At 38.7% G+C, this 13,125-nt stretch carries 13 protein-coding genes; 11 read left to right on the plus strand and 2 right to left on the minus strand.

Annotated features, from left to right (window positions below):
- Positions 1-13 precede the first annotated feature (13 nt).
- The 5 genes from CSV64_RS01810 to CSV64_RS01830 all read left to right on the plus strand — a co-directional run bounded on the left by CSV64_RS01810 (position 14) and on the right by CSV64_RS01830 (position 4,782).
- Complete coding sequence (locus CSV64_RS01810; protein ID WP_099633359.1) at positions 14-1,387, plus strand: MATE family efflux transporter; 1,374 nt, start codon at positions 14-16, stop codon at positions 1,385-1,387.
- Between the two features lie 100 nt (positions 1,388-1,487).
- Entirely contained in the window at positions 1,488-1,964 is a 477-nt protein-coding gene (locus CSV64_RS01815; protein ID WP_099633360.1) for an RrF2 family transcriptional regulator, read from the plus strand.
- Between the two features lie 162 nt (positions 1,965-2,126).
- Positions 2,127-2,546 carry a hypothetical protein gene (locus CSV64_RS01820; RefSeq protein ID WP_099633361.1) on the plus strand — a complete coding sequence of 140 codons (420 nt, stop codon included), beginning with the start codon at positions 2,127-2,129 and terminating at the stop codon, positions 2,544-2,546.
- Between the two features lie 190 nt (positions 2,547-2,736).
- Positions 2,737-4,179, plus strand: coding sequence for a DHA2 family efflux MFS transporter permease subunit (locus CSV64_RS01825; RefSeq protein ID WP_099633362.1), 1,443 nt, complete (start codon positions 2,737-2,739; stop codon positions 4,177-4,179).
- Positions 4,180-4,323: 144 nt separating this feature from the next.
- Entirely contained in the window at positions 4,324-4,782 is a 459-nt protein-coding gene (locus tag CSV64_RS01830) for an OsmC family protein (protein ID WP_099633363.1), read from the plus strand.
- 89 nt (positions 4,783-4,871) lie between these two features.
- On the opposite strand, the gene CSV64_RS01835 is transcribed toward CSV64_RS01830, so the two are convergent.
- Positions 4,872-5,966, minus strand: coding sequence for a thermonuclease family protein (locus CSV64_RS01835; protein WP_233190387.1), 1,095 nt, complete (start codon positions 5,964-5,966; stop codon positions 4,872-4,874).
- A gap of 444 nt (positions 5,967-6,410) precedes the next feature.
- Here CSV64_RS01835 and CSV64_RS01840 point away from each other — a divergent pair, with 444 nt between their 5' ends.
- From CSV64_RS01840 to CSV64_RS01865, 6 genes are all read left to right on the plus strand, one after another.
- Positions 6,411-8,573: a M28 family peptidase gene (locus CSV64_RS01840; RefSeq protein WP_199168377.1), complete on the plus strand. Its 2,163-nt coding sequence runs from the start codon at positions 6,411-6,413 to the stop codon at positions 8,571-8,573.
- 170 nt (positions 8,574-8,743) lie between these two features.
- Positions 8,744-10,363: a GMC family oxidoreductase gene (locus CSV64_RS01845; protein WP_099633364.1), complete on the plus strand. Its 1,620-nt coding sequence runs from the start codon at positions 8,744-8,746 to the stop codon at positions 10,361-10,363.
- 266 nt (positions 10,364-10,629) lie between these two features.
- The gene (locus tag CSV64_RS01850) at positions 10,630-11,049 is read left to right on the plus strand and encodes an organic hydroperoxide resistance protein (RefSeq protein WP_099625833.1); all 420 of its coding nucleotides are present in this window, start codon (positions 10,630-10,632) and stop codon (positions 11,047-11,049) included.
- 14 nt (positions 11,050-11,063) lie between these two features.
- Positions 11,064-11,540: a glutathione peroxidase gene (locus CSV64_RS01855; RefSeq protein WP_099633365.1), complete on the plus strand. Its 477-nt coding sequence runs from the start codon at positions 11,064-11,066 to the stop codon at positions 11,538-11,540.
- The gene (locus CSV64_RS01860) at positions 11,537-11,980 is read left to right on the plus strand and encodes a MarR family winged helix-turn-helix transcriptional regulator (RefSeq protein ID WP_099633366.1); all 444 of its coding nucleotides are present in this window, start codon (positions 11,537-11,539) and stop codon (positions 11,978-11,980) included. The genes CSV64_RS01855 and CSV64_RS01860 overlap by 4 nt, the downstream gene beginning before the upstream one ends.
- Positions 11,981-12,164: 184 nt before the next feature.
- A complete protein-coding gene (locus CSV64_RS01865) occupies positions 12,165-12,422 on the plus strand; it encodes an autorepressor SdpR family transcription factor (protein WP_099633367.1) in 258 nt (85 codons plus the stop codon).
- A 298-nt stretch (positions 12,423-12,720) separates the two neighbouring features.
- Here the strand turns inward: CSV64_RS01865 and ytxJ are convergent, their stop codons facing one another.
- Complete coding sequence (gene ytxJ, locus CSV64_RS01870) at positions 12,721-13,047, minus strand: bacillithiol system redox-active protein YtxJ (RefSeq protein ID WP_099633368.1); 327 nt, start codon at positions 13,045-13,047, stop codon at positions 12,721-12,723.
- Positions 13,048-13,125 lie beyond the last annotated feature (78 nt).

Raw genomic sequence — 13,125 nt, forward strand, 5'->3', positions numbered from 1 at the left:
AAAGGAGTATTAAATGCGTTCAAAAGAAAAGCCGAATTCTAGTGACAAACTTCGAACTGAAAAACCATCTAAATTAATAATGAATTTATCTATACCTGCAATGATAGGTATATTCGTCATGGCTTTATACAATCTCGTTGATATGTTCTATATTTCACTTGCGGAAGGTGTACATGCAGTTGCAGGTTTGACTGTTTCTTTCCCTGTAATGATGATTGTTATGACATTAGCAGCATCTGTAGGAGTGGGTACGTCTTCTGTAATAGCTAGAAGATTAGGAGAAAAACGAATCAACGAGTCGAACAAGATTTTCGGGACATATATATATTTGCTTCTGCTCATTAGTATAGTAAGTATACTAGTTGGAATTTTTTTATTAGATGATCTTTTGATATTATTTGGAGCAACAGAAAACATTATTGGGTATGCTTCTGCTTATATGCTACCTATTCTTTTGGGTTTCATTTTTGTTAGTTTTTCAATGGCAACAAATATAGTGATACGTGCAGAGGGAAATGCTAAATTTGCAATGTATGCAATGATGATCCCTGCCATACTTAACATAATTCTAGATCCTATACTTATATTCGATTTCGGCTTTGGTTTAGGTGTTATGGGAGCTGGGATAGCAACTGTAATCTCACACGCGATAATGACCATAATCATTTTAATATATTATCATAAAGGCTATAGCTCACTTACCATTCATCTTAACTATATTAGAATGAGGATTTCTACTTTAAAAGAGATTATCGCTATAGGATTTCCAACCTTTGTACACACGGCATCATTTAGCTTAGTAGCTATAGTGATCAATACGATGTTGCTACGATATGGAGGAGATGTGTATCTAGCAGCTTATGGTGTCGCCCAACGTGTCATCGCCTTTGCGGTTATGCCGATTAATGGAATCATGCAGGGAATGTTACCAATTGTAGGGTACAACTATGGTGCAAAACTATATGAAAGAATGAGAAAGACGATATGGTTATCTCTCAGGTATGTTGTCATGATCTCTGTAGTCGTCGTTCTTCTCGTTCAAATATTCCCTGAGTATGCAATGGGGATTTTCACACGCGATCCAGAATTTATAGAAATAGGATCAAAAGCAATGCAGATTATTTTTTCGCTTTATTTTATTGTGGGCGTACAAATTATTGCCGGAGGTGTTTACCAAGCTATAGGGAAACCTAGACAAGCTTTAATTCTGTCACTTTCCAGACAAGTGATTTTCTTGGTACCTTTAGTGATAATCTTACCGATTTATTTCGGAGTGTACGGAGTCTTTCTTGCATTCCCTATCGCTGATGTACTATCATTTATGTTAGCGAGTTTTATGCTTTATCGAGATAAAGAGACTATTTTAGTAAAAGGACAAGATGAATAAACAGTACGTTCAAATAGTTTTCGGAGGGTTTTCAATTGTCTATTATAGATAGTATGGATAGTTTTAAACGTGAAGAAATACAGTGAATGGAGTTGAAAGAATGCAATTTGCGAAAAGTACGGATTATGCGCTACATGCCTTAGTTTATTTGGCTAATTCAGAGAGCGAAGACAAAGTAGGTATTAAAGAATTATCCAATAAGCTAAACGTATCGGAGAGTTATTTATCGAAAATTATGACTCAGTTACGGAAAGATGGAATCATACGAGCCGTTCCTGGCGTAAAAGGTGGATATGAATTATCACGTCCAGCTAGTGATATCACGTTTTTGGATGTTATTTTGTCCACTGAAGGAAGACAAAACATGTTTACTTGTTCCAATTCAGATTCTAAACAACATACATTATTGATAGATGAAAGTAATGGACAATTACTAGAGCAAGAAAAAGATCAACGTGTTTGTCGAATTAAAGAGGTCATGGATCGTGCTGAAATTGTCTTACACGAATTTTTAAACAGTCACTCCATACAAACTACTTTAGATGAGGCTACTAAAGATCGTCATAATCAATTATAAAAGGAATAAAGTAGCTTAATCATGACATGGTACTGATTGATTTTAGTAACCAGTAATTTAGAATCCTATCAACAGGCACGATAACAGCAGTAATATTTAGTACCTGAAAAATCTTTCAAAACATACAATGATAGAAACGTATTTTGAAAGGTGACTACGTATATGGATAGTCAATTACGTTCATTTATATATGGATTACAAACTAGAAATCCTTTACAAACGGTTGAATTATGGATACTAGGAGTGCAAAACCGGAGCGGCGCCGTTCAGCATGCAGTACTATCCCCAGCACTTCAAAAACGAACAGAAAAGCAATTTGCAAAAGACCATTGGGTAACTGGGCAATCCAGTCCGTGGGTGTCAACTATTCATATTGTCCATGTAAATAAAAACAGTGATACAACGCAACAATTTACTCTTGCATATGACCTGATCACTTCCTATGCGAGTTTCGGCAAAGGGCATAAAGTAATTACGGTAGAAAAGAATCCCGAACCGGGCCGTGATAATTGGTTCATTACGAAAATCAGCACGACATCTCTTCCATATGAAGCGATTACTCCGGCTGAAATGATACAGTAATTAGTAGATATATCTTATGCTTTTTGATGAAAAGCGAGAAATAATACTATATATGAAAACATATGAACGTTTGAATCCTTCCCAAACACTCTATTTAAGCACTTTTCTGAGGTAATATCTAGCTATCACAGTGGCTAGATGTTATCTTATTTTTTATGGTCTGTAAAAGTTATGAAGGAAGGTTCGATAGATGGAGGATTCAATACAAGAAAAGATAAAAAGGAAAGAGTTAAAAGTCGCCCCAATCATGACTGTGCTATTGATTGGTGGGTTTATCGGATTGTTTAGCGAAACCGCATTAAATATGACGATGAATGACTTGATAAAGGAATTCGCTATTTCTGCCTCTACAGCGCAGTGGTTAACTACAGGATATTTACTCGTGCTCGGTATTATCATTCCTGTTTCAGGATTACTAATAAAACGTGTTCCAACAAGGAATCTTTTTATAACGAGTATGAGTTTTTCTATCGTGGGTGTACTGATTGCAGCGGTTTCCCCGAGTTTCACGATATTGTTAACAGGACGAATTATTCAAGCAATCGGTACGGGTTTATTAGTGCCATTGTTATTCCATACGGTTCTTATTCTCTTTCCACCATGGAAAAGAGGGACTGCAATGGGTTTAGTAGGCCTTGTGATGATGTTTGCGCCTGCTATTGGTCCAATATCTGCTGGATTAATTATTGATTATTTCAATTGGCATATGATATTTTGGATGATTGCACCGATCCTTGTTTTTGCATTACTATTTGGTATCATTTACTTGCCGAATTTATCTGCTGTTCAGAAGCAAAAGATTGATGTGTTATCCATTATTTTATCTACCATTGGTTTTGGCGGCATTGTCTTTGGGTTTAGCTATGCAGGCGAAAGTGAAGGATGGTCAAGTCCGATTGTGATTGTAGCGTTTGTAACCGGTTTGACCGCTCTCGTTATTTATGGTTTTCGTCAATTATCTATTGAAGAACCGATGCTTCATTTGGAAGTGTTTAAGCATCCAATGTTTACGTTAGGCATAATCATTACGTTGTTTGCTAACCTCATTATATTCTCTTCCAATATTTTATTGCCTTTATTTATGCAAGCAGGGCTTGGTTTATCTGCTTCGAAAGCAGGTCTGTTACTGTTGCCAGGTGGTATTTTTAACGGGATTATGTCGATGGTTAGTGGTCGAATTTTTGATCGATATGGTCCGCGCGGCTTAGTAATTGGTGGATTTGCAATGAGTACAGTGGCTGCATTATTTTTTGCTACGATTTCATCGACAACTAGTTTTTATTTAATTATCATCTTCTTTATGTTATTAATGATGAGCATGTCGATGGTGACGACTCCATCTCAAACAAATGGGATTAACTCGCTACAGCTAAACCGCTACCCGGATGGTACGGCGATCGTTAACTCTGCGATACAAACGTCTGGAGCAATAGGTACAGCGATTGGTATTACTATATTAAACACGTCACAAAATACATTTTTACGAAATATCAGCGACCCCATTACAGCTGCTCATCAAGCGGAAGCCGTCATTTCAGGTGTACAAAATGCATTTTTATTTGCGACCGTTATATCAATTCTTGGTTTCATCTGTTCATTATTTATTAAGCGAGTCAAAGTGTATAATGGCTGATCAGCTGATCTCGTCGTATACTTTCCACTTAGTTTAAAGATAACTGTTAATTCTTACAATAAATTCTCAATACCTATTTCATTCAATACTTTTATATGCTACAATACATATTATATTAGTATGAATTAAAAGGGGATGGGTGTTATGTCAACAACAAACAACACGTTAGTCAAGATTGCGGCTACAGCGAAGTGGGATGAAGGGGTTCGCTCTACACATACGATCCGCGACTTTGAAGGATTTCCGATGGATGAGCCTGTTCATTTAGGCGGAACAGATACTGGTGCAAATCCACTCGAGTTTATCGCGGCAGCACTAAATGGCTGTAAAGCAGTGATGATTCCACTAATTGCGAACGAACAAGGCTTTGTTTTTACAGCTATCAATTTTGATACAACGGGTATCGTAGATTCTCGAGGTTTGATGGGGGAAGAAGGCGTAAAAACGCATTTCCAAAAAGTACGTTTTGTTTGTGAAATCACGACGAATGAATCAGATGCAGCGATCGAGCAATTGAAAACAGAAGTGGAAAGAAGATGTCCGGTATATAATCTATTTGCCGATGCAGGGATTCCTGTTGAGTCGAAATGGATAAAGAAATAATGATGCAAAATTAAAACCGTGTGAAACCAAGTTTGTAACTTGATTTCGCACGGTTTTTTTATTTAACTACTATTTAAAGAGCCCTACTTTTATCGTTCGCAAGCAAATCCGTCTTTATCGCGATCCATTTTAGATTGATAAGCGGGATGACTGCTTGGTACACCGTTAGGATAGGTCTTCCTTAGTTCTGTACAATTTTGAAAAAATTCTGTGCTTTGAACTGGTGGTGTTGGTTTAGCTGCAGGTGCTGGAGCAGGCGCAGGAACAACTGGTTGTTCTGTTTTTAAAGAGTTAGGTGCTGGTGTCGCTTTTTGAGGTGCCGGTTCTGCAGGTTTCTCTTTTACTGCCTGTGCGTTAAAGCCTGTGTCCGTTGCATAATCTTCAACTGACCAAATACCCAACTTCTTTTCTTTCGCTATCGCTTGTGTCTTCTCATACGGATCCACGTATCGAGTATTTGGAGGATAGATGTACGCCACACGGGCTAACCCTTCACTCAACAAGATTTTTTGAATGTTTTTTCCGTCTACATAAATATAGGCAAGTAAACGGTTGTATTTATCAAAGCGCTCTCCGACATCGAATTCAATTTCTAGCGTACCGCTCTCTATTAGCTCTTTATTTCTAGCCTTAGCTTCATCCCCAAACGGTTGCTTACCTAGTCTAGGATGATTAGTTTCAGGCGTGTCGATCAACAAGTATCGAACGTTTTGCTCCTTGCCGTTATATATAATCTTAATCGTATCACCGTCTATAACTTTTACTAATTCTACAGGGATTCTCGCTGTCGTACCGCTTGTCTCTGTGGAGTCTTTTAGTTTTTCAGGAGTTACTTTTGAAGAATTGTTTTTTGAAGGTACTACGACTGGAACGGATTTTTCTTCAACTTCTTTAGATATTGTCTTTTCAGGTTTTTCTATTTCTTCTACAGACTCTTTTTCAGGTGCTTCCTTCTTCGTTTCAACAGGTTCATCCGTAGGTGTCTGTTCTACTGAATCAGCGTTCTCTTTCTCTGGCTCTATATCATCTGGTGAAATGACTACAGCTACGATGAACATCGCAATACCTACTAAAGCGAGAATGCCAAACTTCCTCTTCGACTTTTTAAAGATTGCTTTAATAAGTAAGCCGACAGTCCCAATCAAAATAAATAGAAAACCAAATAACGCAAAAAACACAAACATACTATCACTCTCAATTCGCTTTAATGACTTAACACTTGCTTCCAATAGTGAGATTATCATATTTATTAAGAAAGATATACACAACTAAATACGTAGTGCGATTAGATCACAACTGGTCACGTTAGAAAACGTACTTTCAGTTATGTAAACGTGAACTTACGTAAGGAAGTCTGCGCTACTTGAATACTGCATCGGAATTAGAGAGAGATACATAGAAATAGAAATGATGTTCGCACGCTCATAAATACATCACCATTGGAAAAAAATCCATTCACCTTAGTAAAAAGCAAACAATAACTATTTTTGTTTGCTTTTAATAACACTAATATACTTCAGAAAAAAGTTTCAATAGATTTAGTCGTGAAATGTGAAAATTTCTATTGCGAAAACTCACTCTATATCGTTTAATGAATTGATTGCAAAAAATGAAAAGGACTGTGATATATGAAAAAGATGGTGAGTTACTTAACGTTGTCCATGCTCGTTGCAACGTCACTCGTTGCATGTACGCCTAAAGAAGATACTTCCAATGAGAAGAAAGAACCTGTGGAGGATGTAAAGACTGTTCCACTATCAGATGAAAAGGACAAGTACTTGTCTGAAGTAGATGTAGAATATGCTTTTGAATTTGCTAAAGGAATGGAAGAATATAAAACCAATGAGAAACTGGGCTATCGTACTGCAGGATCAGAAGCGGAACGAAAGACTGGGGAGAAAATTGGAGAAGAAATGAAGAAAATCGGATTGACCGAAGTGACGAAAGATGCATTTACGGTAGATAGTTGGGAGTTTGAGAAAGCCGATTTAACCTTCACAGATACTACTGGTAAAGAACATCTCGCAGTGCTAGGTGGGTATCAAGTGAACTTTGACACGAACGGTGTGAAAGATCTTGAGATAGTCTATGCAGGAAAAGGAACTGCGGAAGAATTAGAAGGATTGGATATCGAAGGGAAACTTGTGTTAATTGACATTAATCAACGTGAAGAATGGTGGATTAATTATCCTACGTATCAAGCCCATGTGAAAGGTGCAGCGGCGGTTATTGCGGTGCAAGAAGCTGGTTATGCCGAAGTTGATCCCGATGCGTTGAATTCACAGGATATTTGCGGACCGGACGATGCACCTGCGTTCTCGATGTCTCAGACCGATGCAGGTGAACTGAAAAAGGCACTTGAAGCTAGTGAAAATGACACGCTTACCGTTAAATTTGATGCTAAATCTACAGTGAAGATGGATCAGGAAGCATATAATTATTACGGGAAAATTGTCGGAAAAGATCCGGATTCCTATATCCTATTATCTGGCCATTATGATTCGTATTTCGCCGGGTTCCAAGATGACAATGCAGCAATCGGTTTGATGCTAGGAATCGCTAAAGGTATGATTGACAGCGGCTACCAACCAGAAAAGACCCTGATCTTCAATGCGATCGCAGCGGAAGAATGGGGTAAGTCGAATACTCGATACGACTGGTCGACAGGTGCTTACAATCAAATCTTCAATATTCATCCCGAGTGGGTCGGAAAGACATTTGCGAATATGAACTTCGAACTTCCAGCATTTGAACATACGACACAAGATGAAATCCGCTCGACTTACGAGTTGAATAACTACTTGACGGAGTTCGCAAAAGAAGTGCCGCCATTATCCGATGTGTACAAAGATGGAATTTCAGTCGTTTCTCCACTACGTACATGGTCAGATGATTTTTCATTCAGTATTGCCGGTGTGCCAGCGCTGCGGAATGATTTCCAAGATAGTGAATTTATGCACTCTCATTATCATTCTCAATTCGACAGTGAAGAGGCGTTCAATGCAGAGGCGCTGAAATTCCATTTAAATCTTTATGGATTATTGACCATGCACTACGATCAAACTGCTGTTGTGCCTTTAGACTTTACGACACGTTTGCAAGCAATGAAAGATTTGATCGATGCCGATGCATTTAAACAGGCATCTGTTGCTTCAGGCGATTTGATGAAAGAGATCGATCAGGCCATGTCCAGTGCAGAACAAGTGAATACAAAAGTCGCTGACGTGAATAAAAAGTATGCCGAAGCACTCAAAAAAGAGGATGCAGACGGAGCGAAGAAGCTGTACGAGGAAAGTCGTGAGTTAAATAGCGACTTGTTGGCTGCTTATAAATACGCGGAAGACCAATTCGTGCGATTGACGTGGGAAGATGAACCGATTTTCCCTCATGAACATGCGCAAAATAACGTGAAAAACTTAGCTGCTTCCATTGAGGCGTTAAAGACAGGTGATATCGCCACACCACTGGACGAGTACTTATACGCAATTGATAACAACTGGTATGCGTATGACTTCGATCAGGAAGTATTCAACTACTTCACGGACTATGTCATAAAAGCACCGAAAGAGCAGCTTATGTGGGGGGCTGGACGAATCGTCGACCATGAAGACCTATTCGACACGATCAAGTCTTTGAAAGCAAAGAAGGAACAAACGAAGCCGGATTTGTCAGTAGAAATCACTACTTTGACAGATGCGCTCGGCAGACAGAAAGAGCTATTGCAACAAACCGTAACAGAAGAAACAGCTAGCGTGAAAAAACTAGGTGAGCTGTTGAGTGAGCTGAAATAATAAGCCGCTTGACATAGAATTAATGCAAAAAAAGCATCGCATATCGCGGTGCTTTTTTGTTATGTTTCGTTGATTACCGCATCGCTAACATTAATTCTATAGTCCACGCAATGCTTCATAAACCAACTCTCCTTGCCATAGGATATATTGCACAAAAATCGTCTAGGGGGATGGAAATGAATAAAGGAACCAATGACCAACCAACATATGACTATATCGTGGTTGGAACGGGGCCAGCAGGTGCTGCCGTTGCAAGAAAGCTAACTGATGATCACCAAAATTCAATGTTAGTTTTAGAGGCAGGAGATAATAACAGTAAGGAACAGCCAATTAGAGATTCTTTGTTTGCTCCACCTTTTATTCTCACTGACGACTTTTTCCCGCAATATTTCTGGCAAGGAAAAAGTGTCCCGCAAAAAAACGTCAAAAATAGAACATTTGATTGGACAGGTGGGCGAACTTTGGGAGGTGGATCCTCCATTAACAATAACCAATATGTAAGACCGTCGCAGGTAAATATGAAACGATGGGAAAATCTTTTAGGTCCGCTTTGGTCACCTGAACAAGAAACGTATCAATTTTCGAAACTAGAAACTTACAATGGCCAGACTCAAAATCCGAATGCTAGAGGATATAACGGACAGTTGGCTATTAGACAGGCTCCTGCTAATCCAACTAGTATGACTGAAAAATTGGTGACAGCAATGGAAAGAGCCACGGGTTTCACTAGAATTTTAGACTATAATGATCCCAATACACCACTAGGCCCCTTTACAAGATGGCAACTATACCAGACTCCCTATGGTCAACGAGAAAGTGCTGATACCGCTTTTCTTTCACCGGATGTTATGAATGGAAACGGTGAAGGGGTAAATGGAAGACGGTTACTAGTATCTTATAATTCAACGGTACAGCGTGTGATTTTTGATAATGAAAAGCGAGCAATTGGTGTGGAGTTTTTAAAAGATGGAAACTGCTATTACGCATATGCTCGTAAAAAAATCATTATATCGGCGGGAATGAATAGCCCTCAGTTATTAATGCTTTCTGGAATCGGACCAGCTGATATACTGGATAAAGCCGGCATTCCCGTTGTTCATCATAATGCGAATGTGGGGAAGAACATGACTACGCACCCGGTAAATACAGCGATGTTCACAACGAATACAACTGATAAAGCACTTCCGGAAGCGGATCCATTTGCGCTTTATACAGGTGGAGCCTTCCTGCCAGATCCAACACCTGGTGCTGACCCCAATCGACGTGGCGTCCAGCTAATTGGCCAAATCGGGACTGGTGGAATGCTAAGTATCGTTTTGATTTTATTGGAACCAAAAAGCCAAGGAACTGTCAGAATCCAAAATGCGGATCCATTAAAAATTGTTCTTGCTGATGTAGAGTTTTTGAATAATCAATCTGACCTGGAAACAATAAAAAACGTTTATAAGGTTTATATTAAAAACATTGTACAAGAACTATCGAAAATTGACTCGCACTACCAACTTGTTACACCTACACTAGAAACGATTCAAGACGACAGCAAACTGGAAGCGTTCATTAAGGAAAACTTAGGTCCAACACATCATATACAAGGCACACTAAGAATGGCACCAAATGAAGAAAGTGGTGTTGTGAATGCTACGGGAGAAGTATTCGGTGTGAAAGATTTGATTGTTGCAGATGATTCCATTGCGCCGTTTGTTTCGGACGGCAATACATCGGCGCCTGCTTTCTTTATTGGCGCAAATATTGCAGATCAATTAGTAAAGCAGGATGAGGGAAATGCGTAAAGATAACTCTTTCATTCATATGGAAATCATATTCTATAGAATGTCACCTTACGTAATGTAACAATATCGGACGAGTTGGTGCAATGAAAATAAATTGTAAAAGAAGTATCCGTGCAAAAGAACTTATGTGATTGGGTAACAGTCATGAAAGTTCATGCGCGGATATTTTTTTATTTTCTATTCAGAAACAAAATCATTGCAATTACCCAATAGATCGCTTAAGATTAAATCGTACACAACGTAAAAAACGAAAAGAGGAATTTTACATGAAACCACTATACGAAACGACGATTATTAACACAGGCGGACGCGATGGCTCTGTTTATTCACCCGATAATATATTCAATCTAGATGTAGCGAAACCTGTAGCACTTGGCGGTGTTGTGTCTGGCGCATCGAATCCTGAACAATTGTTTGCGGCTGGATATAGCGCATGTTTCAACAGTGCACTCGAAATTCAGTTAGATAAAGGCAAAGTAGAGTATGCTAGTAGTGAAGTCATCGCAACTGTGGCACTTTATCCAGATAAAACGGATGGCGGTGTCAAACTAGGTGCGAAACTTGAAGTGACAATTGAGGGTGTCGATCAAGCGACGGCAGAAGAATATGCAAAGAAAGCACATAATTACTGCCCGTATTCTAAAGCACTTAATGGAAATGTAGAAGTTGAAATCACAGTAAAATAAGAGGAGGTATTCAAATGGTATCCGTTTACGATTTTGAAGTAAAAAAACCGAATGGCGAGATATTGTCTTTGAAAGAGTATGAAGGGAAACCTTTAGTCATCGTCAACACAGCGAGTAAATGCGGCTTTGCTCCACAGTTCGGTGGTTTACAATCGCTATATGAACAATATAAAGAAGATGGCTTGATGGTACTCGGCTTCCCTTGCGATCAATTCAATGACCAGGAATTTGATAATATTGATGAAACGACTGAGTTCTGTCAGCTGAATTATGGTGTTTCATTCCCAATCATGGGAAAAGTAAATGTAAATGGTGATGAAGCCGATCCACTATTTGATCACCTCACAACAGAAAAAAGTGGACTGCTGTCGAAAAAAGTCAAATGGAATTTTACAAAGTTTCTAGTAGATCGCAACGGACAAGTCGTGAAACGATACGCACCCCAAACGGATCCTGCAAAACTTGCGGAAGATGTGGAAAAGCTATTATGAAGAAAGACTTTTCTACGCTGGACAAACAGTTGTGTTTTGCTGTTTATGAAACGGCGGGAGAGTTTACTAAGCTATACGCTAATGTCTTGAAACCATTTGGACTTACGTATCCACAATACTTGGTGCTCCTCGCGTTATGGGAGCAGGACGGAATCACGATGAAAGAGCTTGGCGAACAAGTCGGCCTAGGTACAGGGACGCTCACGCCGATGATTTCCCGTATGCAGGAAAAAGGTTGGCTACGCAAAGAACGTTCTATAGAAGACGAACGTAAAGTATATGTCACGCTCGAAAAAAAGGCGCAAAACGAAAAAAATACGATTATAGAGCGAGTCAATGAAGAAATTCAATTGTGTAATATTGGCTTGTTGGAGTATGAAGAACTGATGGCGAGATTAAACGAATTGCACGGTAAATTGAAAGAGCGCACGAAGCTGTAAGCCGTATGAACTTGAAGTATACATTTCTTCGAAGAGTACCTGTACGAAAACAAACAGGAGTGTTTAGCTATTCCTATTTGTTTTCAGCACAGGTACTTTTTTAATTGCTTCAAGTAGTATATAATTAGGTAAATAACTAATTAGACAAACATCTAAATGCTTGAAATGAAAGGAGAAGCTCGATTTGAACGATATTTTTAAAGCTTTAAACGATGAAACGAGAAGACAAATACTAACGCTACTCAGTGAAAAAGGATCACTAACTGCCAGTGAAATACACGAAGAATTCGAGATGAGTAAGCCGAGCATTTCCAATCATTTAAACATTTTACGTAATGCAGGGCTTGTCACTTCGGAGAAAAAAGGGCAGTACATTCATTACACTCTCCACACAACAGTTCTGCAAGATCTTCTTGTATGGATGATCAAGTTGAATAAATAAAGTCGTAAAGTGTTTGAGGAAATGTATCTATACATACACCTAGTGTGCGTGGAGTTGTCTCGTTTTTAAAGTGTGTACGTGGCTTTGAGTTACAGATACTGGTTCTAAACAAGGGAGTTAGAGGATGAAAAGTACAGCGTTGAGACTACAAGGGTACCGATATAAGCTTTATATTTCGCATAAACAAACAAAACACTAGTTTGTTTGTTTGTGCGAAAGTCTATAAAAATACCCGTGTCTGAAACTAACGTGAATGTATATACGTTGCTGAAAATCTCTTGCGCAGATGTGTTTAAAATCAGCTATACATTTCAATTGCATCACGGACTACAGATTCTTTAATGTGATAATGTGTCGCTTGCCATGTTGCTTTTTGATCTTTTACAATTAACAATTGTGGCGATTCATGTCTAACTTTTAAGTCACTTTCAATCGCTTTTGAAATGGCTTGATCCGTTTGTACGACAATGACATAGAGTGGTAAATCTGTAACAAGTTTATGTAATTCTTTTTTTGCGGATAGGCTGCTGAAACATGTCAAACTCATTTTAAAGAGAAGAACGGATTGTTTTTCAGAACTTTCTCTAACAGTTCGCCATTCTTCTATAGTTTTAATGCGTTTCAATTTACGTCCTCCAGTTACTAGGTTTTATATAATGTGTCTAGTGTAACTATATACCCCTAACGGTATATAATCAAATGA

The organism is Sporosarcina sp. P32b (genome assembly GCF_002743335.1).
Taxonomy (GTDB): domain Bacteria; phylum Bacillota; class Bacilli; order Bacillales_A; family Planococcaceae; genus Sporosarcina.

Excerpts from the sequence above, each read along its gene's own strand:
- CSV64_RS01815 (WP_099633360.1), top strand. The coding sequence starts at position 1,488 with ATGCAATTTGCGAAAAGTACGGATTATGCGCTACATGCCTTAGTTTAT.
- CSV64_RS01820 (WP_099633361.1), top strand. The coding sequence starts at position 2,127 with ATGGATAGTCAATTACGTTCATTTATATATGGATTACAAACTAGAAAT.
- CSV64_RS01835 (WP_233190387.1), bottom strand. The coding sequence starts at position 5,966 with ATGTTTGTGTTTTTTGCGTTATTTGGTTTTCTATTTATTTTGATTGGG.
- CSV64_RS01845 (WP_099633364.1), top strand. The coding sequence starts at position 8,744 with ATGGAAATGAATAAAGGAACCAATGACCAACCAACATATGACTATATC.
- CSV64_RS01810 (WP_099633359.1), top strand. The coding sequence starts at position 14 with ATGCGTTCAAAAGAAAAGCCGAATTCTAGTGACAAACTTCGAACTGAA.
- CSV64_RS01825 (WP_099633362.1), top strand. The coding sequence starts at position 2,737 with ATGGAGGATTCAATACAAGAAAAGATAAAAAGGAAAGAGTTAAAAGTC.
- CSV64_RS01850 (WP_099625833.1), top strand. The coding sequence starts at position 10,630 with ATGAAACCACTATACGAAACGACGATTATTAACACAGGCGGACGCGAT.
- CSV64_RS01860 (WP_099633366.1), top strand. The coding sequence starts at position 11,537 with ATGAAGAAAGACTTTTCTACGCTGGACAAACAGTTGTGTTTTGCTGTT.
- CSV64_RS01840 (WP_199168377.1), top strand. The coding sequence starts at position 6,411 with ATGAAAAAGATGGTGAGTTACTTAACGTTGTCCATGCTCGTTGCAACG.
- CSV64_RS01855 (WP_099633365.1), top strand. The coding sequence starts at position 11,064 with ATGGTATCCGTTTACGATTTTGAAGTAAAAAAACCGAATGGCGAGATA.
- CSV64_RS01830 (WP_099633363.1), top strand. The coding sequence starts at position 4,324 with ATGTCAACAACAAACAACACGTTAGTCAAGATTGCGGCTACAGCGAAG.